Raw genomic sequence first — 26,792 nt, 5'->3', positions numbered from 1 at the left:
TTAATTAGTCGCCACCTGCAAGTATTTTCCCTCTTTATGGGGATCAGCGATAAACCATGCAGGGTTTCCTTCTTTATCTTTTCCTAATTTAGCACCTTTAACTGGTGGGTTATCCGCACTGAGTACAACAGAGGCAGGATCAAAAGATTTATTGATTTGATTGATTTCTGGAAAAAAACCAGCCTCAGTCATTTCATTTAAACTTTCTCTAAAACTTTCAACAACTTTTTCAATGTCTTGATAAGAAGTTGCCTCCGTTATAAAACAAGGGAAACCATCAAGAATATGAATCCCTTTTTCTCTTAATAGCACAAAAAGTAATTCGCTATAAGGAATTTCTTCCTGGTATTTTATTTTCCATAAAGAACCATAATTCGCAACGAATATAGGCAATTGTCTTTTTTCAAACTCTTCATTTATCAATCCAGAAATGTATTCGCCTTTTTCATTAAGCTCTTGCTGTAAAGTTGGTCCACGTTGTTTCATGTAAGTTAAAGAGGCTTTTGCTGAAGCGAGTGCCAAAGGGTGGCGAACAAATGTTCCTGCAAAATAAGTTACGCCAACTTCCGGATAGGAGGCATCACCATAGTTCCAGTTTCCACCATCTAAAGCATCCATTAAATAGCTTTTTCCAGCAATAACACCAATGGGAGTGCCAGCGCCAACTACTTTGCCATAGGAAGCAAGATCGGCTTTGATTCCAAATATTGCCTGCGCTCCACCAGGATGAAATCTGAAACCTGTTATTACTTCATCAAAAATTAAAACAGCACCCGATTTTTCAGTCACCGCTCTTACTTCCTTTAAAAAATCTATAGGTACAAATTCTGGTCTTCTGCTTTGAATGGGTTCTACTAAAACTGCAGCAATCTCATCTTCTCTTTCTTTGATAATAGCAAGGGCTTCATCGGTACCATAATCTAACACTAAAATATTCTGAACAGATTCTGGCATAATACCAGCAGCAGCTGGGAAAGATTTTAGTTTTTTTGTTCCTCTTACCAATACTTCATCAACAATACCATGGTAAGAACCTGTAAATGCCACAATTAGCGATCGTCCGGTAACGGTTCTTGCAATTCTTACACAACCCAAAACGGCTTCAGAACCTGTACTGCATAACGCAGCTCTATCAAAATCCGTAAATTCGCAAATTAGCTTGCTTACTTCAGCAGCTAATTCATGTTGTGGCCCAACTTCATAACCTTTTTCAATCTGATCATGCATGGCCTCCTTAATTACATCTGGCTGATAGCCAAGCATGTTTGAACCGAAACCATTAAGCACATCAATGTATTCATTTTCATCTAAATCCCACATTTTACTGCCTTTGGATTTATTGATTACAATAGGATAAACCAGCTCTTTTGTAGCTGGCCTAAATCCGGTTACCACTCGTGGATCGGCCATGTAAGATCGGCTTTCGCTGGTGTACTGCTTACTTTTAAAGGTTTTTTTATTATATCGTTCCGTTAAATCTTTCAGAAATTTTTCTTGTTTAGGATTTAACGTTGATGATTGTTTTTCAATTTTAGGGGTTGCTCCAAATGGTTTTTGAATTTCAGCTCTTTCCTCTACAGAAAGGTCAGAATCATTAGTTTTAACCTCTTGGGTTGGTTTTGAAACGGATGGCGTAAAATTTACTTGCTGTTTTTGAGCTGATGATGGAGCCTGTCCCTGCATCAACATAACCTGTTTAGATAAAATTTCTAACTGCTGGGCAATTAAACCTAATGCGCTATCACTTGTTTGTGTTGGAGCATGCCCATTTAAATGTGGTACTGTTAATTGGATTTGTTGAGCCACATGATTTGTTGGTGCTGAGTAATTTTGAATTTCCTGAACAGCGTCTTGTGGTGTATTTTGATCCAAGTATTCTACCAAAGTTTCTATGGTAGAATATTCTTCATTTAATTTTCTAAAGGTAATAGGTAAGCCAAATACTTTTTTTAACGAAATTGCAACTTGAGTAAGCAGTAAAGAATCTAAACCGATTTCTAAAAAATTCTCATCTAGTTTTATTCCATCCATTTCAATTCCCGATGCATCCTCGAGTACTTGTTTAACTTTAGCTGTAAGATTATCTTTTCTCATAATATGAGTGCTTAATATCGTGTCTTGATTGGTTAAATCGGTATAATGTATAGTTTGGTTTGTTGTCTCTATCTTTTTGCCAAGAATATCTACCCAATATTTTTTTCTATCAAATTGATAGGTTGGGAGATTTATAAATACCCTTTTATCGTTTTCAAACGGTCTATCAAGATTAGGTTCTGCTCCATACATCCACAATTGACCTAAGGATTTTAAAATAGAACCGTATTCATCTTGATTAGCACTTATGCTAGAAATTGCTTTTGAAGATTTGGACAAACCTGCTGCAATCTGTTTTGTTAGAGTAGCGGTAACATTTCCTGGGCCTACCTCTAAAAAGATTGGAGAACTATTTTCTAATATGTATTCGATTGCTTTTGCAAACATAACCGGCTTTCTTAAATGAAGTGTCCAATACATTGGATCTAAAGCTTCTTCATCTGTTAAAATTTGGCCTGTTACGGTTGATATAATTGGGATTTTAGGCGGATATAAATTAACGCTTAAAACCACAGCTTTAAATTCATCCAAAATCGGGTCCATCATCGACGAATGAAAAGCGTGACTTGTAAATAATAACTTGTTTACTATTTCGCTTTCATCAAGTGTTTTACTCAGAGTTGCAATTTGTTCTTTTGGCCCGGCAACAACTACTAATTTCGGACTGTTAACTGCAGCAATGCTCAAATCATCTTTCAAATATGTAGAAACGATATCGGCAGATTCTCTAACAGAAAGCATATCTCCATTAGGTAAATCACTAATAAGTGATCCTCTGGTAGAAATGAGCTTCAAGCCATCTTCTAGTGAAAAAATCCCTGCTAAATGCGCAGAAACGTATTCGCCAATACTGTGTCCGCAGAAAAGAGTTGGCTCGACACCAAAGCTTATCCAAAGTTTTGCCAACGCATATTCCGTTACAAACAATGCGGGTTGAGTCCATCTGGTGTCTTTTAATTTATCACTTGCTTCATCAGAAACCTCTTTTGGAAAAATAATTTCTCTGATGTCTTGATTGATGTATTTTAAAAGAATTTCAGCACATTCATCTACTGCTGTTTTATAAACAGGTTCAGTGTTATATAACTGTAAGCCCATGTTTAAATACTGTGCACCTTGTCCGGGAAACATAAAAACAATTTCGCTTGGGGTTTCAGTAAGTAGATTGGCTTGGGTGGATGGCGCTTTATCCAGCGTTTCAAGTAATTCTTCTTTTGATGAAGCGACTACAAATCTCCTGTAACGGAAATCAACTCTTGATTTGTTTAACGTATAGGCAAGATCCGCCAGCTTTACTTCACGGTCTGATTGGACAAGTTTTGCCAAGACCAAAGCATAATTTTCTCTACTTGCTTCAGAATTTGCAGACCAGGTAATTAGTGTTTGTTTATGCTCTGGAGCAGATTCCTGAAACTCATTTTCATATTCCTTTAAAATAATATGAACGTTTGTTCCGCCAACACCGAAAGAGCTAACGCCTGCAATTCTCTTGTTTTCGGTTTCCCATTCTGTTAGGGTACTATTAACAAAGAATGGACTGTTTTCAAAATCTATGTTTCTATTGGGAATAGAATATCCTAAAGAAGCAGGCAGTTTTTTATAATAAAGGGCAAAGCAGGTTTTAATTAATCCGGCAACACCGGCTGCTTGTGTTAAATGACCGAAATTACTTTTAACTGATCCTATTGCACAATATTGTTTTTTTTCTTGATCTCCAAATGCATCAACAAGTCCTTCAAATTCAATTGGATCGCCAATTGGTGTACCCGTTCCGTGGGCTTCTACATAACTTATTTCTGATGCATTAATTCCGGCATCCTGAATTGCACAGGCTATTGCATCAGATTGACCTTCGGTACTTGGCGCAGTGAAACTGCCTTTTCCCAAACCGTCGTTATTTATTCCAACCCCTTTAATTACAGCAAAAATAGTGTCTCCATCTTGTTCGGCTTCATCTAATCTTTTTAAAAGTACAACGCCAGCACCATCACTAAATACAGTTCCGGTTGCAGAATCATCAAATGGTTTGCAGTGTCCATCTTCGCTTAACATACTGCCTTCCTGATAAATATGGCCACTGTTAATGGGCGAGGTAATGCTTGCACCGCCCGCTAAAGCAATAGCACATTGGCCTGCTCTTAAACTGTTTACCGCTTGCGTAATGGCAAGTAGAGAGGTAGAACAAGCTGAATTTATACTTACCGCAGGGCCTTTTAAGTTTAAATGATAAGCTGTTCTGGATGCTGCGTAGTCTTTCTCATTAACAGATAAAACTTGAATTTTACCTTGATTTTCTATTTTATCTAAATGAGATAAAACATTGTTTTCGTAATAAGTATTGGTTCCGAAACCAGAAAATACGCCAACTTTATTGCTGTATTTAGTTGGTAAGTGCCCTGTTTTTTCTAAAGTTTCCCAAGCAATTTCTAAAAATACTCTTTGCTGAGGATCCATTAATTCGGCAAGTTTTGGATTTATTCCGAAGAAAGCTGGATCGAACTGAGTTGCATCCTTTATAATTCCCCTCGCTTTTACATACGATGGATCATTTTTAATATTTTCTGGAATATTTTCATCAATTTCTGATGGCTTGAAAAAAGTTGTCGTTTCCTTGCCCTGTAAAATCAAATCCCAAAACTCTTCCATAGTCTCTGCCCCAGGAAAACGGCCAGACATACCAATTACAGCTATATCCGAAGATGTTGATGATGCTGAAGTTTTTATGGTCTTTGCTTTGTTGTTAGCGCTTGTTTTATCAATAAACTTTGCCAAATCAGCAATTGTTGGGTATTGATAAAGTTTTGTAACACCAAGTTTATAATCGTACTTATGCTTCAGCTCTGCGGTTGTTCTTTGAGCCAAAAGCGAATTGCCACCAAGTTCAAAGAAATTATCGTGAACACCGATTTTTTCTATCTCCAAAAACTCATTCCATACCGAATAAAGATTTTCTTCAGTTTCAGTTTTTGGTTTTTTATAAATTGTTGTTAAATCTGGTCTGCTTATTTTTATTTTATTAAGCGCTTTCTTATCTGCTTTGCCATTACTCGTGAGTGGAATTTCATCCATTTTGATGAAAATTCGGGGCACCATGTAATCGGGCATTTTTTTCTGCAAAAACTTAATTAGTAATTGCTGATCTATTTTATTGCTAGTTTTAATATAGGCAACAAGCTTTTTTTCTCCAAAAAAACTTTCCTTAGCTAAAACTACGGTCTGTTCTACGCCTGCAAAATGGTTTATGTTAGTTTCTATTTCCCCTAGCTCAATTCGATAACCGTTAATTTTTACTTGATCATCAATTCTACCCAAGTATTCGAAACTTCCATCGGGCATTTGTTTGGCTAAATCTCCAGTTCTGTATAATCTGGCATTTACATCGTTACTAAAATGATCTTGAATAAAACGGTAAGCTGTAAGCTCGGGTAGATTTAAATATCCACGGGCTAATCCTTCGCCACCAATGTAAAGCTCGCCTTCTTCATCTAGTTTGGTTTTTTCTTGGGCATCGTTTAATACATAAGCATATAGCGTAGGGATTGGAGAACCGATTACGCTCTTGCTATTTTCGCAATGCTCATTGGTTATTTCAATAAATGTAACATGAACAGTTGTTTCTGTAATTCCATACATATTGATGAGCTTGCAATGCTCAAAACGATTTTTCCAAGTTTTTAATTTTGAAGGATTTAGGGCTTCGCCTCCATAAATAATATATCTTAATCGTAAATCTACGTAGGCTTGATTCAGAATATAATCCTGAAGAATATAGAAAGCTGATGGTGTTTGGTTTAGTATTGTAACTTTTTCCTTAATAAGCAAATTGCCAAAAGCTTGGGCATTTTTAGCTGTTTCTTTAGGAACGATTATCAATTTTCCTCCAAATAAAAGTGCTCCATACATTTCCCAAACAGAAAAATCGAAGCAGAATGAATGGAACATTGTCCACACATCGGTTTCTTTAAAATCGAATAATGGTTGGTCTGTAAAGAAAAGGCGAACAACATTGTGATGTTCGATCATAACGCCTTTAGGATTACCGGTAGAGCCAGAAGTGTAGATAATATACGCCAAATTATTTGGCTTTAAATCTGTTATAGGGGCGGAAAGTGGTTGATCAGAAATTTTTAACCAATCTGTTTGCAGATTTATGACCTCACCATCGAAAGCAAAATCCTTGATCAATTGAGCGCTAGAATAATCTGTAATTAAAAGATTGCTTTTGGTATCCTCTAATATATATTCAATACGATCTCTAGGGTATTCTGGGTCAATTGGTACATAAGCACCGCCAGCTTTTAATATTCCCATTAAACCAATAATCATTTCTATAGAACGATTAATAAAAACGGGAACTAAAGTATCTTCTTTAACGCCTTTGGTTCTTAAATAATGGGCAAGTTGGTTTGATTTTTCTTCTAATTCTAAATATGTTACTGCTTTATCGTTATGTACTAAAGCAATATTTTCTGGCGTAGCTTTGGCTTGCTCAGAAAAAATATCATTTATTGTACTTACGGTTGTCATAATAAAAATAAATAGGGATAATATTTATTAACTATAAAATTAAAACTAATCAGCTTGCTTACTGTTGTATTCTTGGAATTACTTTAATAAAAAATATTCTTTTGAGTGATGTATTGTCTTGATATAAAGAATTATATCTTGAGATATTTATGTTGAGATTAGACTTGTTTGGCATAAGAGCATTTATTAAATATATAGAGATGTATCTGACACACTTCTTTAGATATTGACAATTAAATAGGGGCAACAATTAGTTAAAATAATTAATTATATGGTTGTAAAGATTTAAAGAGTCTCAAAATCATAACATTACCTTCACAAATTTATAATTTAACTACAATCCAAATATAGCAAAATAGACGCATTTATGATACAGAATATGTGTCATAATTTGACTTTGTATGAGGAAATTTACACGAAATAACATTCTTGTTTAAGAATTTTACTCCTTTTCGGTGTAAAAAAAACGCATTAAAACGCGGATTTTAAGCTAATTTATTGATTAGTAATTTTGTAAAAATGCAACAATGATCTGGCAAAATCAATACCGAAAATTCGGTATATGGTAGTGGTTTTTTGGGAAAGAGAAGGGGCTTAAATCCATAAGCCCCTTTAAACCAAACAAACTATTTATGAAGTAATAGTAAAACCAACAGCTCAAAAAATTGTTTTAAAAAAAAAAGAGATTAATAAATTAATCCCTTTTTGAAAGTTAATCTAAATCGTCCCGATGATTTAATTCTAACAGCACAAACTTCTCTAAATTTTATGAATGCATCAATACCAAGATTTTGGTGTTTTGTTAATTAAAAGAGTCTTTTTTAAAAAAGATTAAGCTGTGCAGGTTGGTAGAGTTCGGGATTGAAACTATAAGTTTCAGTTTCTGTATTTTTGCCTCGAACAAAATAAACCTCGCTTTCCTCATATCTAGAAGCCACTTTTATTAGGGTGCTTCCGGCGACAGCTTTAAACAAGGTTTCTACCAAATGGGGGTCGTTATTGTCTTTTGATAAGTGAGCGAGCAATAAATGACTCATGTGCTCGTGCTTATGTTTCAGAAATAAATCTAGTGCTTCGGCATTGCTTAGGTGCCCTTTCCCGCTGGTGATTCTTCTTTTTAAAAAGTACGGATAACTTCCATTTTGTAACATTTCGGTATCGTAATTTGCTTCTAAAAAAGCAGCTTGGCAATCTTTGAAATGATAAATTAAACGATCGCAAACTGAACCTATATCGGTAAAAACGCCAACTTTAACATTGTTGCATTCTACTGTAAAACTAAAAGGATCTGCGGCATCATGATGTTTTGAAAAGGCAGCTATTTTTAAATTGCCAACACTAATCGATTGAAGATGAGATAGTGAATAAACATTATTTCCATCAAGCAATAATTTGCTGTTTCTGAGCGTATCGTTGCTGATGTAAACGGGAAGCTTGTATTTTTTAGCTAATACAGCAAGTCCTTTAATGTGGTCGCTATGTTCGTGAGAAATAAAGATGGCTTTTACCTTCGAGATGGGTAAGCCCAGTCTCAACATTCGTTTTTCTACCTCTTTGCAAGTTAAACCAACATCAACCAACACGGCTTCCTGATCATTACCAACATAGTAACAATTGCCATTACTGCCCGAATTTATTGATGTAAAGTATAATGCCATTTTCAGTGTGCAAGATAAGGCTAATTTATGTCGACTACAAAAATGTGAATTAATTTAGGTTGGATATTGATCTAGTTTCTTCAAGCGGTTACGGCAATGATGCCGCAAAATTAAACTCGAATTCCGTTATATTCCACTAGTCTAATTAAAAGTGGTAAAAAGGCTTGGATCAAGTTAATTTCTTCTGTAGAAAATATCTTCTCCATAGTTTGGCTCAACCATTCTTCTTTAATTTTTCTTGTGGCAACAATATGTTTTTCGCCCAATTTTGTTAATCCAATAAATACTTTTCTCTTATCCTCTGCGCTCGGAAATCTTTCTACACACTTAGCATCAAATAGTCTATTAATGATTTGAGAGATTGCCTGTTTCGAAACCCTTTCCATATCAGCAAGCTCGGTGGAGAGTAATTTTCCGTGTTGCTCCAATAAAGACATGGTTAATAACTCGGCATTACTAAACTCCGAGCTTACATTTTGCTTGCGTAATTGCCTAGTTAGGCGGGTGACTGTACTCCGCAATTTGGCTGCTATTTCTTGAGTTTGGGTTGGCATAATAATGGTAAATGTACTTTACAAATATAATGTATATTTATTTCATTTTAAATCATTTTTGAGTGTGGATAAGAGTTTTTATGATTTAAATGTGATAAAAACGTTTCTTTTTAGTTTTACAGACTAATAAAAAATTCCTAATTTTGTAAAGTTACTTTACTATTTTAAACATGAGTATTTTTCGTTCGTTAAGGCATTATAACTACAGGTTATTTTTTACTGGTCAATCTATTTCATTAGTTGGTACTTGGATGCAGCGTGTTGCTGTAAGCTGGTTAATTTACCGTTTAACAGGATCGGCATTTTTACTGGGACTGGTTACTTTTTTAAGCTTAATCCCATCGTTGGTTTTGGCTCCATATGCAGGCAGTTATGTAGATAGGCACAATAAATTCAAAATCCTCATCATTACACAGGTCATTTTAATGCTCCAAGCAGGAGCGCTGGCTTTAATGATTTGGTTTAAACATTACGATATTTTTTGGATTGCAGCGCTTTCATTAGTTCAGGGTTTGGTAAATGCTTTCGATGTAACTGCAAGGCAATCTTTAATGGTTAACTTAATTGATGATAAAGAAGATTTACCAAATGCAATTGCCCTAAATTCTTCGGTTTTTAATGCTGCCCGATTGGTAGGGCCGGCCTTAGCGGGTGTAATATTAAGCACCTTGGGCGAAGATGTTTGTTTTTTAATCAATTTTGTAAGTTTTATAGCCGTGTTAATCTGTTTGTTAATGATGAAGTTAAATTTATCGGAACATAAAAAATCAACAGAAAATATTTGGGTTGATCTCAAAAACGGATATGAATATTTACGCACATCTCCAGATTTAGCTTCGATGATTTTAATGATGGCTGCGTCAAGCTTATTGGTGATTCCATTTACAACTTTGCTTCCTGTTTTTGCAAAGGATATTTTTAATGGAACTGCTACAACATTTGGCTGGTTTGAAAGCGCTGCGGGTTTGGGTGCTTTCTTTGGTGCAATTTACATGGCTACTTTAAAAGCTGGCCAGCATCTTCAAAAAATCATAATTCTATCTGCATTGCTGCTAGCCGTTTCGGTTATTGCACTGGCAATTTCTCCATCATTAATTTTGGCACTGATTTGTACAGGTTTGGCTGCGTTAGGCTTAATGGCGCAAACTTCATCAATAAATACTTATTTGCAAACCCATGCAGACGATTTGATGAGAGGCAGAACCCTAAGCTATTACATTATGGCCTATCAAGGCGTTTTGCCAATCGGCAGTTTATTAATGGGTTATTTCGCCCACCAATTTGGAACACAAACTGTTGTGGCATTTGAAGGGGTTGCTGGTTTGTTAATTGTAGGTGCTTACGTGTATTATGAAAAGCATAAAAATGACGTCAAGCAAAATTCAATATCAATGAGTTAGTGTACAACCAACTGGCAATCGACCATTATTTTTTGATAATCCTGAATTTCAATTTCTCTATTGATCAACTGAAGCAATAATTTAATTGCATTTTCACCCACCGATTCCGGATTTTCTTCAATGGAAGCAATAGGAGGGGAATCCAAATAGCTGATGAATGGCGTATTTCCAAAACCGATACATTCAATTTCGTTAAATTTCGGATGGTTTATTGATTTGAGGTATTTAATGGCATCAAATAAAATTGGTTCTTTAAAGGCAACCAAAGCTGTAGGCATATTTTCGGCATCGTTAAAAAGGTTCTGAATTGCTGAAACCGTATTTTCCTTGTCAAAATCTGTATAAGCAACCAATTCAGCTTTAAAAGGCACATTGTTATCTTTCAGAGCATTAATATACCCATTAAATCGATCGTGCGTAAAGTTGATCATTTTCGGTCCGCCGAGATAGGCAATTTTTTTATGGCCTCTATCAATCAGGAATTTAGTTGCCTGATAGCAACCTTGAAAAGTATTGCCCAAAACTTTATGACAGCTTAAATTAAAACTTGGGTTTCGGGTGTAATAAACAACAGGAATGCCCATATTCTCAAACTGATCTAAATGACCAAAATCTTGGGTATTCTTAGAAATGGCAACAATTAATCCATCTACACGGCTTTTAAGTAACATGTCGGCCAGCTGGATTTCCTTTTCAAGTTCATCATGAGATTGACTGATGATTACGTTATATCCATTTTTCATGGCGAATTGTTCTACGCCATAAATGCTTCTGGTAAAAAAATAATCCAATAAATTAGGCAAAATAATTCCGATAATTCTCGATTTTCTTTCCTTTAAATTAATGGCAGATTTGTTTGGCGTGAAATGTAAATCACGAGCCATTTCCTGAACACGTTTCTTGGTGTATTCATTAATTGTAGGGTAATTATTAAGGGCTTTAGATACTGTTGATACTGACATTTTTAGCTTTTCAGCCAAGAACTTAAGCGTAATAGGGGTGTTTTGCATCTTCTTTTCCAATCTCTATGCATAGATAAGTAAAATTTCTCAATTATTTCAAACGTTTGAAATGCTATTCTAGTCGATTTTGTGCCTTTGTAACCATTTTAATAATGATTTTTATCTAGACAACTTTCTACATTCGTATTCGCTAAAACCAACTAACCAAATAAATATGAAAGAATCTCTACTTACAGCCCTGATTGCTTTGAAAATACTCAATACTGATCATTCTATTTCTCGTAAAATCGCTCTCTTTTTATAAGCGGAAGATTACGTTTAAAAGACAAAATCGTACAATCTTTTTAAACTTACTGATTCAATAATTCTAAGAAAATAAATTTTTCTGTCTCATAACTGTTGCAGAAAAATCGCTTTCTCCCAGGCTTATCTAATCAGCATTAACTACGCATTAAATTTCAACCAAATAGATTTAATTTTTTAATAATTATGGATAGACTTTACATTTTGAAAAGGATTTTGCCATTTTTTAAATTTGAGGCCACTCAAAGGGCAAAAATCTTTTATTCATTCACTTTCCTTTTACTTTTTTCGCTAGTTGCCGTTGCTCAAACAACAATTTCGGGTACAGTGAAAGATGCCAAAGGCTTAACCTTACCAGGCGTAAGTGTTAGGGTTAAGGGAACACAAACCGGTGCAGTAACCGATGATAACGGAAAGTTTTCCATCAAAACTGCATCCACCACAGGTACACTGGTATTTGTATATGTGGGTTATATAAATAAAGAGGTTGCTATAAATGGCAAAACAACTATAAATGCAAGTTTAGATGAAGATTCGCAAGGATTGGATGAAGTTGTAGTTGTTGGTTATGGCGCACAGAAAAAATCGACTTTAACTGGGGCGGTTGCTCAAATTGGAGCCGAAGATGTAATGAAATCGCCAACTCCAAACCCAACCAACAGTTTAGTTGGAAGGTTGCCTGGTTTACTCGCCGTACAAACGAGCGGACAGCCGGGTGCAGATGGTGCTTCCTTAAAAATAAGAGGTGTAGCAACTTATGGCGTTAACAATGCCGCAATTGTTGTGGTTGATGGAATTGAGCGCCCAAGTTTTTCGGATGTAGACGCAAACGAAATCGAATCGGTAACGGTTTTAAAAGATGCAGCTTCAACTGCAATTTATGGTATTAGAGGTGCAAACGGTATTATCGTAATTACTACCAAACAGGGTAAAATAGGGAAGCCTAAAGTAACCTACACGGGTAACTACGCTTTACAAACTTATACAGGTTTGGCAATTGGACTTCCAGCGTTTGAAAACGCTTCTTTATTAAATCAATCTTATGTAAATGATGGCAAGGCACCATTCTTTTCGGATGTTGAATTGCAAAAATTTAAAGATGGATCTGATCCAATTGGTTACCCCGATGTACAGTGGTTTGATTATTTAACTAAAAAATTCTATTCGCAAACGCAACACAACATCAATATTAACGGTGGAACAAAAATTGCAAAATACTTTGTTTCCGCAGGTTATGCTTTTCAGGATGGTATCTTTAAAAAGTTTGATTCGCCATACGGAATCAACACCGTTCCAAATTACAATCGTTATAATTTCCGTTCTAACGTAGATTTAACATTGAACAAAGATTTTACCGTAGGCATTAAATTGGGCGGTCGTTTTGCTGATCGTTATCAGCCTGCTGGATTAAAATCATCTTCAGCTTTCTCTTATGATACAATTGAGGGGATGATTTCTCGTATTCTTCAGGTTCCAGCTTATGCTTATCCAGTTACTCTTCCTGATGGCAGAATTACGGCCAACCCAAACATCGGTACCAATATTTGGAATCCTTACGCGGTTTTAACCCGTTTTGGAACTCGAAACGATGATACAAATACTATTGAAAGTACTTTTAACTTAAATTATAAATTGGGTTTTATCACTAAAGGATTAGGCTTTAAAACCGTTTTCGGTTATGACTCTTATTACAATAATACCGAAAGACGAAATGCAAACTGGGCAGCTTACGTGTATAACGCGGCAACTGGTCAGGCTACTTTATCTACCGATACCCGTAATCGTGATGAGCCTCTTGGAGCAGTTCAGGATGGTGGTGTAACCGAGGGCAGTACCAATATGAACATACAAAGCGGTTTCGATTACAATCGCGATTTTGGTAAACACAATGTTGGTGCTCTACTTTTGGGTACTCGCCAGTTAATTAAATCAACAGGTTCAACACCATTCACGGCTCCTCCTAAAGCATCGCAAGGTATTGCAAGTCGTGTAACCTATAATTATGGCGAACGTTACTTTGCAGAATTTAATGCTTCTTATAATGGATCGGAAAACTTTGCAAAAGGGTTGCGCTATGGTTTCTTTCCAGCAGTTTCTGCAGGTTGGACGCTTACCAACGAACCGTTTTGGAAAAAGAACAACGTGTTAACGTATTTAAAAATTAGAGGAAGTTACGGACAGGTTGGTAACGATAGGATTTCAGATAATCGCTTTTTGTTTTTAACAACCTATCAGCCCAATTCTAGCGCACCATTCGGAAACCCACTTTCATTATCAAATTATCCAACGGTTTATATTGCCGATAATGCTTTGGGAAATGATCAGGTTACTTGGGAAACGGGTACAAAAAGGAACATTGGTTTAGAAGCTCGGTTTTTAAAAGATAATCTTAAAATGACGGTTGATGTATTTGATGAAACTCGTAAAGATATTTTAACGCCAACTTTAAGCGGATCTGCACTCTTCGGTCACTCATATCCAAACTTAAATAAAGGAATTGTTTATAATAAAGGTTACGAAGTAGAGCTTGATTACCAGCGGGTTGTTGGTAGTGTAACGCTAGGCTTAAACGCACAGATCAGTTACAACAAAAATAAAATCCTTGAAAATGATGAGCCAGATGGTTTACCATTCTCGTTAGTTAGAAAAGGGACCAGTGTTGGCCAGTACTTTGGTTATAAAACCGATGGTTTTTTTCAGTCTGCTGCAGACATTGCTGCTTCACCTAAATTATCCGGTTACAATCCAATCCCCGGAGATTTAAAAATTAAAGATTTGGATGGTGATGGCGTAATTACCAACTTGGATCAAGATGCAATCGGTTATACCAATACACCACAATACATCTATAGTTTTAGTCCGCGGGTTACTTACAAAGGATTCTCACTTTCAGCCTTGTTTCAAGGAGTTGCACACGTAAGTTCGAATGTAATTTTAAACGAACAAAACAATGGACAACAAATGTATCCATTCATGCTGGATGCTTGGACGCCGGCGACAGCTTCAACCGCAACGTGGCCAGCATTACACGCTCGTGGAACAGCCTCTTTAAATTATGCTCAGAACGATTTCACTTTACAGAACTCGGCATACTTAAAAATCAGAAATATCGAGCTTGCGTGGAATCTTCCAAAAACATGGACTAGCTCATTGAAACTGAGTAATATTAGGGTTTTCTTACAGGGACAAAATATTTACACCTGGACAAAATATAAGTTTTATATAGATCCAGAAAACGTGAATACAGTTAATACAGCCTTCCCTTTACAAGCGCTTTATCCAACGTCGAAAATTTACAATTTTGGTTTAAACGTTCAATTTTAAGATCATGAAAAACTATAAAATATATACAGCAGTCCTTTTACTAACGCTGTTCTCTATTTCCTGCAAGAAAGACTTTTTAGAAAGAACACCAGGCGTTGCTTTGAGTGAGGATGAAATTTTTGCAGATCCGGCACAGGCCGCAAGATTTGCAGATAATGCATACAATTATGTAATTAACAAATATGTAAGATTTAATGATCACCGTGGTTGTGTTGCTCAGGCATCAGATGAAGCTGTTTCCGGAAACTCAGAAGGTACAGTAACTACTTTAAATAGAGGTTTATATCACGATCATTCCAATGGAGCATCATTAAATGATATTTACGACATCTGGAAAAGAATGTATGCAGGGATTGCCATCGAAAACAAAATGCTTGCTAGATTGGCCGATGTTCCGCCAGCACCGCCCGCAACAGTTCCAATTTTCCAACCGGTAAGGGTGGAAGGCGAAATGAGATTTTTACGTGCAATGTCTTACTTCGAACTTACCAAAAGATTTGGAGGCGTACCGATTGTAGATAAGGTTTATGATGTAAATGATGAACTAAATCTTCCACGCAGTTCTTTTGATGATGTAACCAAGTACATTCTTGCTGACTTGGTTATTGCAGAAGCCAAACTTGGAAACGATACAGATTATTCTGCTTCAGATTATGGTCGCCCAACTAAAGGCGCTGCTCAGGCATTAAGAGCTAGAGTTCTTTTGTACGCTGCAAGCCCGTTAAATAATCCTACAGGAGATAAAACAAAATGGCAAGCGGCTGCAACTGCTGCTCAAACATTAATGGATGGAAGATATCAACTTCAGGCTTCCTATTCTGATATTTTGAACGTGCCGAATTCTCCAGAATACATCATGATTAGAATTAAAGGCAATACACCTTTAGCTGGAGAAATGATGCAGGATTTTTCGATGTCTCCAGGTTCTGGAGGTGCTCAAGGACAAATGAACCCAACTCAAAATCATGTTGATATGTATGAGATGGCAAATGGAAAAGCAATTACAGATCCTACTTCTGGTTACGATCCGCAAAAGCCATATTTAAATCGCGAGCAACGTTTTTACGATAACATCATTTATAACGATAGACCGTGGCAGGGTAGAGCCATTCAAATGTGGTCTACACCAGCTGGCGCACTAGACTACAGCACTACAATTACTTATACCGCTACACGCTACTATTGCAAAAAATACTGGCCAGAAGTTTACCGTACAGTTGGTGGAAGCACAACTTTGCTTAACTACATCTATTTCCGTTACGCAGAGGTTTTGCTAAACTATGCCGAAGCACAAAATGAAGCAGTTGGTCCTGATGCGAGTGTTTACGCTCAACTTATCGCAATTCGCCAACGTGCATTAATTGCTCCGGGTGTAAATAATCTTTATGGTTTAAAAGCGAACATGACTCAAGATGAAATGCGTACTGCTATAAGACACGAGCGTGCTATAGAACTTGCTTTTGAAGATCACCGCTGGTATGATATTATGCGTTGGAAAATTGGTTCGACAACTATTGGTGTGCCAATGAAAGGTATGGATGTGGTTAAACTAACCAATGGAAGTTTTGTGTATACGCCGTTTGTGCTTACCCAAACTTTCCAAAAAACCTGGACAGAAAAACAAAACCTTTATCCAATCCCTAGAGCAGAGATTTATAAAAGTAAGGGAGTGTTAACACAAAATCCAGGTTGGGAATAGTCAGTTAATCAATATAACGCTAAAAAGATTTATTCAAAATGAAATTAATAAAATCAAAATATATAGTTTGTCTGCTTTTTTTATGGGCCGGCATGCTAAACGTTTACGGGCAAACCCCTGATGAACAAATCACGGTATCTGGAAAGGTTGTTGGTGAAGATAAAAAGCCAATAGCGGGTGTTGCAGTATCACTTCAAGAAGATAAAACCAACAAATCGGTAACAACAGGAGCAGATGGAATTTTTACCATAGAAGCCACTACAAGTGATGTACTTGTTTTTAAATACGTTGGCTATAGAATGGTGCTTAAACCTGCAGGCGAAGTAAATAAAGGCGATATCGTTTTAATTAAGGCATTAATTGATGCTGGCGATGATGATAATGTTTACATTCCTTTCGGTGTAAGAAAAAAGAGAGAAGTAACGGCTACTATTAGTACAATCTCATCAGATAATCTTCCGCAGATTCCTTCTTCATCTTTAACAAATGTATTCACAGGCAGACTCCCAGGATTAGCAATTTATCCAAGTGGATCTCAGCAACCGGGTTATGATGCATCGAGCTTTTTGGTTCGTGGCCGTTCTTCTTACAATAGCAACCAAGAGCCTTTAGTTCTGGTAGATGGAATTGAGCGTAGTTTTAGCTCGATGGATTTGGGTGAAATTGAAAGTGTAAGCGTTTTAAAAGATGCAGCAACTTTAGCTTGGTACGGCATGTATGCAGCAAATGGTGTAATCTATGTTAAAACGAAACGCGGAAGTGCAACGTCTACAAGTGTAACTTTTGATGCACAGGCTGGTTTGCAAGCACCTTTACAAGTTGCAAGACCATTAGATTCTTATACTTATGCAACACTATATAATGAAGCATCGGTTAATAATGGTGGCGCTCCGGTTTACGGCGCTGTAGCTTTGCAGGCTTACCAAGATGGATCAGATCCGATTAAATACCCAAACAATAATTTTGTAAAAGACTTTACCAAAAGTGTAGCACCAACACAACGTTATGTGGCCACTGTAACCGGTGGGAATGCCTTTATTAAATATTACACCTTATTAAGTGCTTACCAACAAGGTGGTTTTTACAAAGGTGGGCACAACGATACATACGATGCAAATACCGATTTCAATAGGTATAATTTAAGAACAAATTTAGATTTGCACGTTAATAAAAACTTAGACGTTGCTTTGGATATTGGTGGTAGAATTACCAACCTTACCTTTCCAAATGCTGGTACCGCAACCTTTTTAAATACGGTATATTCTTTGCCACCAAATGCTTTTCCAGTAATAAACCCTAATGGTTCTTACGGAGGAACATCAATTTTTACACAGAACAATCCACAGGCAATGCTTGAGGCAAAAGGTGCCAGTACAGACCTTGTTCGTAATATGATTGCCACCATCAGGGCCAAACAAAAAATGGATGGCATTTTAAAAGGCTTATCTGGCGAAGTTTTTTACGCTTATGATATTGCCGGTTTATACCGTTCTGGATTTACGCAGTCTTATGCAACTTCAGAGTTAAAAGCAGATGGAACTTACGCTACTTATGGTACAGCTGCAAAAGTTGATTATCAAGGTAATGTATTTTCTGGAAACGTTAGGAAAAGTGAGTTTTGGGCAGGTTTTGATTACAATAGAACTTTCGGAAAACACGATATTAAAGTGAGTACCCGTGTCTCTAGAGCAAATTATGCTTCTTTCGGCAGTTTGGATGCAAGAAGAGAAGGTTGGTCTAACCGAATTTCTTACAATTACATCCAACGTTACTTTCTTGATTTAACCGCTTCTTATGCTGGGTCTGAAGTTTTTGCTCCAGATTCTAGATATGGATTTTTCCCTGCTGCATCTGCCGGATGGATCATCTCTGATGAAAGTTTTATGAAAGGCTCAACTGGTTTTCTAGATTTCTTGAAAATTAGAGGTTCTTACGGACTTGTTGGTAACGATGCAATTGGAACAGCAAGAAGATTTGCTTACAACGATTTCTTTACCAGAAGTGCAACAGGTTATACTTTTGGTACAGGTTATACAGGCGTTAGTGGCTCCGGTCAGTTGGCTTTGGCAAACCCATTCCTTACTTGGGAAAAAGCTTATAAAACAAGTGTAGGTTTCGATGCCAAAATGTTTAAACAATCGCTCTCCATCAGTGCAGATTATTTTTATGAAAATAGAAAAGATTTAACCACAGCTTCTTTACTGCCAAGTCTTTTGGGTCAATCTTTAATTTATGTTAATGAAGGCGAAGCAGAATATAAAGGTTTTGAAGCAGGCGTTAATTACAATAAAAATATAGGTGAACTGAATCTTAATCTTTTCGGAAACTTTACTTACAACACCAGTAAAATTTTAGCCATAAATGAAGGCGCTGGATTGCCAGAATATCAAAAACAATTGGGTCATCCAATTTCGAGTGTAATTTCGCCGGCAGCTACTGCAAATACAGGTGCAGGTTACATCAGCAATATGTTAATCTCTGATGGTATTTTCCAAAGTCAGGCACAGATAGATGCTTCTGCAAAGCAGATTTTATCGAAAGATGTTAGGCCTGGCGATATTAAATATGTAGATCAGAATGGTGATGGTGTAATTAATGATTTAGATCGGGTAAGAACAGATTTCAACTTCGTGCCTAAAGCTTATTTTGGATTCGGTGCATCGCTATCCTTCAAAAATTTTGATGCAAATTTCTTGTTTCAAGGAACAAGCGGTCGCTCCATTACCATTCAACAGTTGGTTAACGCCGGGAATACGAATAATGGTTTCTTAAACCAGTTCAGTGTAGATAGATGGACGCCAAGCAACACTTCAGCGCCTTATCCAAGATTACTTTTAACAGATCGCGGAAACAATACAGCTGCTTCAGATTTCTGGATCAGATCTGGTGATTACATCAGATTGAAAAATGCGGAAATTGGTTATTCATTGCCATCATCATTTACCAAAAAGCTTAAAATTAAACAACTGCGTCTTTATGCAAGTGGTTTAAACTTAATCACTTTTGATCAGCTTGGCGATCTTCCAATCGATCCGGAGTTGCCAGAATCGGGTTACAACTCTTCATATCCTTATATGAAAATATATTCGTTCGGTGTGAACTTGAAATTTTAATAGATAAGACAATGAAAAAAAATATATTCTATATAATTCTTGCTGTTGTAGCCATCTATGCAGCCGGATGTAAAAAAGACGGATTTCTTCAAGATGGTTCATTTAGTGGAGGTAACGATGTTACAGAAGCTCAACTTTGGGCCAATCCAGATTATGCTCGGAATTTCTTGAACAATGTTTATGCATCACTTTCAGATCGTTATGATTTAGACGATGGAGCGTTACTGGCTTCAGGTTCTGATGAAGCCGTAAACTCCAACCAAAATTCATCTATCAATGTATTGAACAATGGAACTTGGAGTGCGGTTAGAACTTTCGATGACGTGTATTTCGCCATGTATTCTGGCATTCGTAAAGCAAATATGTTTCTCGAAAAAATTGATGGTGCGGTTATTATCCCTGCAGATGAAACCCTCCCTGCAAATAATCCGGTAAACCAAACGCTCGATTCTCAAATTGCTCGTTTAAAAGGGCAAGCCTATTTTTTGAGAGCATTTTTTCAATTCGAATTGCTTAAACGCTACGGAAGTTTTGCAATTGTAACCAAAACCCTTACGGTAACGGATGATTTGGATTTGCCCCGAAATTCTTTTGACCAATGTGTTAAACAGATTTCGGCTGATTGCGAAGATGCAATTTCTAGATTGCCTCTATCGCCAACAGAATGGAGTACCCCACTGCGTGGAAGAGCAACACAGACTGCTGCAATGGCGCTTAAAGCAAGATTATTATTATATGCAGCCAGCCCACAGTACAACACAACTGGCGATTTATCTAAATGGCAACTTGCTGCTGATGCAGCTAAAAGATTAATGGATACGAATAAACATTCTATTTACACTTCTTACCCTAATATCTGGTTATGGAATAATGGTGCATTCAACTCTGAAACTATTTTTGCAACCTCTACCTTAAATACGGTTGCCATTGAAACCAACAATGCACCAATAAGTTACGATGCTGCAAACGGCCGTACCAACCCAACACAGGAAATGGTAGATGCCTTCGAAATGAAAACTACTGGGAAACCCATAAGCGATGCAACTTCTGGTTACGTAGCAACAAACCCTTACGCAAACCGCGATCCAAGATTAGGCTTTACTGTTTTGTTTAACACCGCTTCAGTTCAACCAATTATAGCCGCAAATAACTTTAAAAGTAAACCTGTAGAAACTTTCGTAGGTGGAAAAGATGGTTTGGGCTTAAATGTAAATGCCACCAAAACAGGCTATTACATGCGTAAGTATTTAAGTGAAAGTGCAGCTTGGGGCCCCGGTACAACTACAAACGTACGAAGACCATGGATTTTCTTTAGATATGCAGAAGTGTTGTTAAACTATGCTGAAGCTTTAAATGAAGCGCAAGGTGTTGGTGCTCAAACCGAAATATTAAGAGTGCTTAATTTAATAAGAGATAGAACAGGTGTTAAAATGCCACTTTTGCAGGTTACAAATCCTGCGGGCAATGCATACGTAGCACCTACACAAGTAGAACTGCGTAAAAGAATTCGTAACGAACGTAGGGTAGAGCTTTGCTTCGAAGAGCAACGTTTTTATGATGTTCGCCGTTGGAAAGAAGGGGAGATAACCTTTAACAAACCAGTTACAGGTATGAGAATTACACAAATTACTCCAACTACTTTTACTTACACACCATTTACGGTAGAGAATAGAGTTTTCACCGCAAAAAATTATTTATATCCAATTTCTCAAAATGAATTAAATAGGGCACCGAAATTGGGCCAGAACCCAGGATATTAAAGGAAAACTAAATTTTGCTCAAATTTAGGCGGTCGGTGGAAACACCGACCGTTAATTAATTGTTAGTTTTAACAATAAATTAATTTATAGCTAAAAAAACACCTTATGTTAAAATCGACCTTTAGAGTATTTTTAATCTGCTTTTCGCTTCTTTCATCAATCAGTTACGCTCAAGTTAGCTCTATACAAAACATTCAGGCACGTAAAGTTTTAAGCCTAAATGGCAAATGGAATTACATTATCGATCCTTACGAAAACGGTTATTACGACTACAGACATGATCCTTTTGATCAATCTAAAACCGGAACTGGAGGCTACTTTGATGATAAAGTTCAAAAAGATAAATCAGAATTAATCGAATACGATTTCGATCATTCTCCGCAGATGAATATTCCAGGCGATTGGAACTCGCAATCGGAAAAATTGGAGCTTTACGAAGGCAATATTTGGCTCCGCAGAAAGTTTGATGCCAAGCCTGAAAAGGGTAAAAGATATTACGTTTATTTTGCTGCTGTAAATTATGAGGCGCATGTTTATTTAAACGGAAAGAAATTAGGTGTGCATAAAGGTGGTTTCACACCATTTCAGTTTGAGGTAACCAATAACTTAAAATTGGGCGAAAACTCCATTGTCCTTAAGGTTGATAATATCCGCAAGCAAGATGAAATTCCAACGGTAAATACCGATTGGTGGAACTATGGCGGAATCACTCGTGATGTTTATTTGGCCGAATTTCCAGATCATTTTATCAGCGATTATAAACTCCAGTTGGTTAAAGGAAATAAAAACCTTTTAAACTTTACCGTAAAATTAGCAGATGCTACTTCCAATCAGGAAGTAACCTTATCTATTCCCGAATTAAAATTAGAAAAGAAATATAAAACCGATTCAGAAGGTAAAATAACCGATGAATTTGTTTGGAACAACCTAAGTCTATGGTCGCCGGAAAGCCCAAAACTGTACGCCGTAAACGTTAAAACCGACAAAGAAGATATCAACGATAAAATCGGGTTTAGAACCATTCAGGTAGATGGCGATAGCATTCTCTTAAATGGCAAATCGATATTTTTAAGAGGGATTTCCCTGCATGATGAAAACCCATTATTAGCTGGTCGTTTACGGTCTGAAGGTGATATGCGCATGATGTTGCAATGGGCAAAAGATATGAACTGTAATTATGTTCGCTTGGCGCATTATCCGCATAATGAGGAAATGATTCGCCTGGCCGATGAAATGGGATTATTGGTTTGGGCTGAAGTTCCGGTTTATTGGACCATCAGCTGGACCAATCCGGCCACTTATGCAAATGCTAAACAGCAACTTACCGATTTAATTGTTCGCGATAAAAACCGAGCAAGTGTGATCGTTTGGTCTATCGGAAACGAAACACCGTTAAGCGATGCCCGATTAAGTTTTATGAGCAATTTGGCAGAAACCGCTAGATCGTTGGATGATACGCGTTTGGTTGCTGCTGCTTTAGAAGTTCATCGCGATGGCAACAACATTATTTTAAATGATCCGCTAGGAGAGAAAATTGATTTGGTAAGCTTTAACGAATATGCCGGCTGGTATTGGGGCGGTAATCCTTCAGAAATTACCAAGTATAACTTTGATATCAAATATAAAAAACCTGTAGTAATTACAGAGTTTGGTGGCGATGCTTTAGGTGGTTTCCACGCCGATGAAAACACGCGCTGGAGCGAAGAATACCAAGAAGCACTTTATAAAAACCAAATTAAAATGCTTACAAAAATTGGTGCCTTACGTGGAATGACACCTTGGATTTTAGCTGATTTTAGATCACCTAGAAGACAACATCCTATCTATCAAAATTTTTGGAACCGTAAAGGATTAATCAGCGAAACAGGTAAGAAAAAGAAAGCCTTTTTTGTATTGAAAGATTTTTACAGTGAAATGCAGACCAAGTATAAATAATCAACGTCATGAAAAAAGTCAGTACAGTTACAAAAATTATTCTGTCAGTTTCTTTACTGACTTTTTCATGCGCAAAAAATAAGGCGACCAGCATCGAGCCAACGCCAATATTGCCTATAGCAGAAACAACTTTGCAAGCTACTTTGCCTTTTCCAATGGGTGCTGCGGTGAATGTTAGTTTGCTCAAAAGCAATTCGAATTATCGGAATTTAGTGGTGAAAGAATTTAACAGCATCACGGCAGAAAATGCGATGAAATTTGCATCTGTACATCCATCAAAGGATGTTTACAATTTTGCTGATGCAGATTATTTGGTCGATTTTGCAAAAGCCAATGGAAAAAGAGTTCATGGCCACACTTTAAATTGGTATAAATCTTTGCCAGATTGGGTAACCAACTTTCAGGGCACAACGGCCGATTGGGAAAATTTATTGAAAACCCACATTCAAGCTGTAGTTAGTTATTTTAAAGGTAAAGTAGTTTCTTGGGATGTTGTAAATGAAGCCATTGATGAAGATGGAACCATGCGCAATAGCATTTGGTTACAAAAACTTGGAGCCGATTATATCGGTAGAGCTTTTCAATATGCACATGAAGCCGATCCAGATGCGCTATTATTTTACAACGATTATGGTCATGAATTTGGACCTACAAAAAGAATAGCCATTTTAAATTTAGTTACAAGCTTGAAGAACAAAGGAATTCCGATTGATGGAATTGGCTTGCAAATGCATACTCGTGTAACGCAGAGCGATGCAAACTTAGCAAGCGCCATAAATCTTGCTGCAGCAACAGGCTTGAAAATTCACATTTCCGAACTCGATATTGCCTTAAATCCAGATAACAATCAAGCATTAACCTATACCTCAGCGCTTGGAGAACAACAGGCTGTTAAGTATAAATTTATAGTTAAAACATATAATGCAATCCCTAAAAGTCAGCAATTTGGAATTACCACATGGAATGTAACCGATGCCGACAGTTGGATTCCTTCCAATTACAATAGACCGGATTGGCCACTGCCTTTTGATGCGCAATACCAAAGAAAGGCTGCTTACCAGGGAATTTTAGACGGAGTTAAATAGAAATACAAAACACAGATGAAACATTATTTACCATTAGCCTTTATTTTAACCCTATCGTTTTCTGCTTTTGCCCAAAATCAAAAGATAGAAAAGAAAATCGACTCTGTTTTAAAACTGATGACATTGGATGAAAAGATCGGTCAGTTAAATCAGTATACTGGAGATCGCGATGCTACAGGGCCGATTACCAATAACCCAAATAAGTTAAAAGACATTAGGGATGGAAAATTGGGTTCGATGTTAAATGTTCGTGGTGCAAAAGAAACCCGCGAAGTACAGGAAGTTGCCATGCAATCGAGAATGAAAATTCCGTTGATTTTTGGTTTAGATGTAATTCATGGTTATCGGGTTACTTTTCCAATTCCACTTGCCGAGGCTGCTAGCTGGGATTTGGCTGCAATGGAAAATGCTGCTCGTGTTGCGGCAAGGGAAACAGCTGCATCTGGCGTACATTGGACTTTTGCTCCAATGGTTGATATTGCCCGCGATCCACGTTGGGGAAGGGTAATGGAAGGTGCCGGAGAAGATACTTACTTAGGTTCTAAAATTGCCTTTGCTAGAGTTAAAGGTTTTCAGGGCAAAGGATTGGGAAATTTGGATGCGATTATGGCTTGTGCAAAACACTTTGCCGCTTATGGTGCTGCAATTGCCGGAAGAGATTATGCTGCGGTTGATATGAGCGACCATACCCTTTGGGAAGTTTATCTGCCTCCTTTTAAGGCTGCGGTTGATGCTGGCGCTGCAACTTTTATGAATTCTTTCAATACTTTAAATGGAATTCCTGCAACTGGAAATGCCTATTTACAGAGAGATATTTTAAAGGATAAATGGAAATATACGGGCTTTGTGGTCAGTGATTGGGGTTCTATTGGAGAAATGGTTGATCATGGTTTTGCCAAAAATAAAATGCAAGCAGCTGAACTTGCCATCAAAGCAGGAAGCGATATGGATATGGAAAGCAGAAGCTATTTGCCAAATTTAGCCAAGTTGGTTGCCGATAAAAAAGTTTCGGTAGCCATAATTGATGATGCGGTAAGGAGAATTCTCCGCAAGAAATTCGAACTGGGATTGTTTGATGATCCTTATCGTTTTAGTAATGAGGCCCGTCAAGAAAAGGAATTGAATTCGCCAGAAAATAGAAAGGCTTCTTTATCTATGGCAGAAAAAAGTATTGTGCTGTTAAAAAACAACAATCAGGTTTTGCCCTTATCTAAAAACTTAAAGAAAATTGCCGTTATCGGTCCTTTAGGGAAATCTGAAAAGGATATGCAGGGTTTTTGGTCTATTGCTTGGGAAAAAGATAATCTCGTTTCCTTGTATCAAGGCTTGAAAAATAAGCTTGGTGATAAAACTGAATTGCTTTACGCAAAGGGGTGCGAAATTTCAGATTCCTCTAAAACCGGCTTTGCCGAAGCTATAGATGTTGCCAAACAGGCAGATGTTATTGTGATGGCGGTTGGTGAAACGCTGGATATGAGCGGAGAAGCCAAAAGCAAAACGAATATTCACATTCCCGGGGTTCAGGAAGACTTAATAAAAGCCATGCAAGCTACTGGAAAACCTGTTGTGGTATTGGTAATGGCAGGCAGACCTTTAATTTTTAACTGGACGGCCGATAACGTTCCGGCGATTATGTACACTTGGTGGCTGGGGAGCGAAGCTGGAAATGCAATGGCCAACGTTTTGTTCGGTGATTATAATCCTGCTGGAAAACTTCCAATGACGTTTCCACGTGATGAAGGACAGATCCCGGTTTATTACAATTATTTAAGTACAGGTCGTCCGGCTAAAAACGACCAAGATACCCGCTACCGTTCGGCTTATATGGATTTACCGAATAGTCCGAAATTTGCTTTCGGCTACGGCTTAAGTTACACCACTTTCGAATATGCGGATTTAACTTTAAGTGCTCCACAACTAAAAATTGATGGGAAAATCGAAGTGAGTTTTATCTTAAAAAACACAGGGAAGTATGATGGGGAGGAAGTTGCTCAACTTTACCTTCAAGATAAGTTTGCATCTGTTGTGCGCCCAGTTAAAGAACTAAAAGAATTCCAAAAAGTAATGCTGAAAGCAGGAGAAAGTAAGAAAATTACATTTACGATTAATAAAGAAAAGCTCTCCTTTTATAACCAACAACTAAAATGGGGCGCAGAACCAGGCGATTTTAAATTAATGATTGGTACGGCATCGAACAATATAAAATTAGAAAAGGATTTTGTGTTGGTTGAATAGTTTGCACTTATTTGGTTGTGCTTTTGCCGTCATTCTCGCGCAGGCGGGAATCTTAAAGCGTATTATATTTTAGCATCGCTGGTTTAAATAATTTCACCATATAGACATATAAGAAAATATAGTAAGTACAAACGGGCAATTGG

12 protein-coding genes are annotated in these 26,792 nt (G+C 37.1%); 8 read left to right on the top strand and 4 right to left on the bottom strand.

Annotated elements, in window-relative coordinates:
• The 3 genes from H7U22_RS16915 to H7U22_RS16905 form a co-directional block, all read right to left on the bottom strand.
• Nucleotides 1-6,621: a polyketide synthase gene (locus H7U22_RS16915; protein WP_187072524.1), complete on the bottom strand. Its 6,621-nt coding sequence runs from the start codon at nt 6,619-6,621 to the stop codon at nt 1-3.
• A gap of 821 nt (nt 6,622-7,442) precedes the next feature.
• A complete protein-coding gene (locus H7U22_RS16910) occupies nt 7,443-8,279 on the bottom strand; it encodes an MBL fold metallo-hydrolase (RefSeq protein WP_187072523.1) in 837 nt (278 codons plus the stop codon).
• A 110-nt stretch (nt 8,280-8,389) separates the two neighbouring features.
• On the bottom strand, nt 8,390-8,833 hold the full coding sequence (locus H7U22_RS16905) for a MarR family winged helix-turn-helix transcriptional regulator (protein WP_187072522.1): 444 nt from the start codon (nt 8,831-8,833) through the stop codon (nt 8,390-8,392).
• A gap of 170 nt (nt 8,834-9,003) precedes the next feature.
• Between H7U22_RS16905 and H7U22_RS16900 the strand changes: the two genes are divergently transcribed.
• A complete protein-coding gene (locus H7U22_RS16900; protein WP_187072521.1) occupies nt 9,004-10,233 on the top strand; it encodes an MFS transporter in 1,230 nt (409 codons plus the stop codon).
• Here the strand turns inward: H7U22_RS16900 and H7U22_RS16895 are convergent.
• Nucleotides 10,230-11,243, bottom strand: a complete 1,014-nt coding sequence (locus tag H7U22_RS16895) for a LacI family DNA-binding transcriptional regulator (RefSeq protein ID WP_262890371.1) — start codon at nt 11,241-11,243, stop codon at nt 10,230-10,232. The genes H7U22_RS16900 and H7U22_RS16895 overlap by 4 nt on opposite strands.
• A 441-nt stretch (nt 11,244-11,684) precedes the next feature.
• Here H7U22_RS16895 and H7U22_RS16890 point away from each other — a divergent pair, with 441 nt between their 5' ends.
• The 7 genes from H7U22_RS16890 (at nt 11,685) to bglX (ending at nt 26,649) form a co-directional block, all read left to right on the top strand.
• Nucleotides 11,685-14,822: a SusC/RagA family TonB-linked outer membrane protein gene (locus tag H7U22_RS16890; RefSeq protein ID WP_187072520.1), complete on the top strand. Its 3,138-nt coding sequence runs from the start codon at nt 11,685-11,687 to the stop codon at nt 14,820-14,822.
• 4 nt (nt 14,823-14,826) lie between these two features.
• Entirely contained in the window at nt 14,827-16,521 is a 1,695-nt protein-coding gene (locus H7U22_RS16885; protein WP_187072519.1) for a RagB/SusD family nutrient uptake outer membrane protein, read from the top strand.
• 38 nt (nt 16,522-16,559) lie between these two features.
• Nucleotides 16,560-19,634, top strand: a complete 3,075-nt coding sequence (locus tag H7U22_RS16880) for a SusC/RagA family TonB-linked outer membrane protein (RefSeq protein WP_187072518.1) — start codon at nt 16,560-16,562, stop codon at nt 19,632-19,634.
• A gap of 11 nt (nt 19,635-19,645) precedes the next feature.
• Nucleotides 19,646-21,394, top strand: coding sequence for a RagB/SusD family nutrient uptake outer membrane protein (locus tag H7U22_RS16875; RefSeq protein WP_187072517.1), 1,749 nt, complete (start codon nt 19,646-19,648; stop codon nt 21,392-21,394).
• Nucleotides 21,395-21,499: 105 nt separating this feature from the next.
• Nucleotides 21,500-23,329, top strand: a complete 1,830-nt coding sequence (locus tag H7U22_RS16870; protein WP_187072516.1) for a glycoside hydrolase family 2 protein — start codon at nt 21,500-21,502, stop codon at nt 23,327-23,329.
• Between the two features lie 8 nt (nt 23,330-23,337).
• Entirely contained in the window at nt 23,338-24,414 is a 1,077-nt protein-coding gene (locus tag H7U22_RS16865; RefSeq protein ID WP_187072515.1) for an endo-1,4-beta-xylanase, read from the top strand.
• 15 nt (nt 24,415-24,429) lie between these two features.
• Nucleotides 24,430-26,649 (top strand): beta-glucosidase BglX, encoded by a 2,220-nt coding sequence (gene bglX, locus H7U22_RS16860; RefSeq protein ID WP_187072514.1) that lies wholly within the window; start codon nt 24,430-24,432, stop codon nt 26,647-26,649.
• Nucleotides 26,650-26,792: the final 143 nt, after the last annotated feature.

The sequence above is a fragment of the Pedobacter fastidiosus genome, from assembly GCF_014306625.1.
Lineage (GTDB): Bacteria > Bacteroidota > Bacteroidia > Sphingobacteriales > Sphingobacteriaceae > Pedobacter > Pedobacter fastidiosus.
Note: the sequence above shows the minus strand (reverse complement) of the source record. Positions and strands in the feature narration are given on the sequence as shown.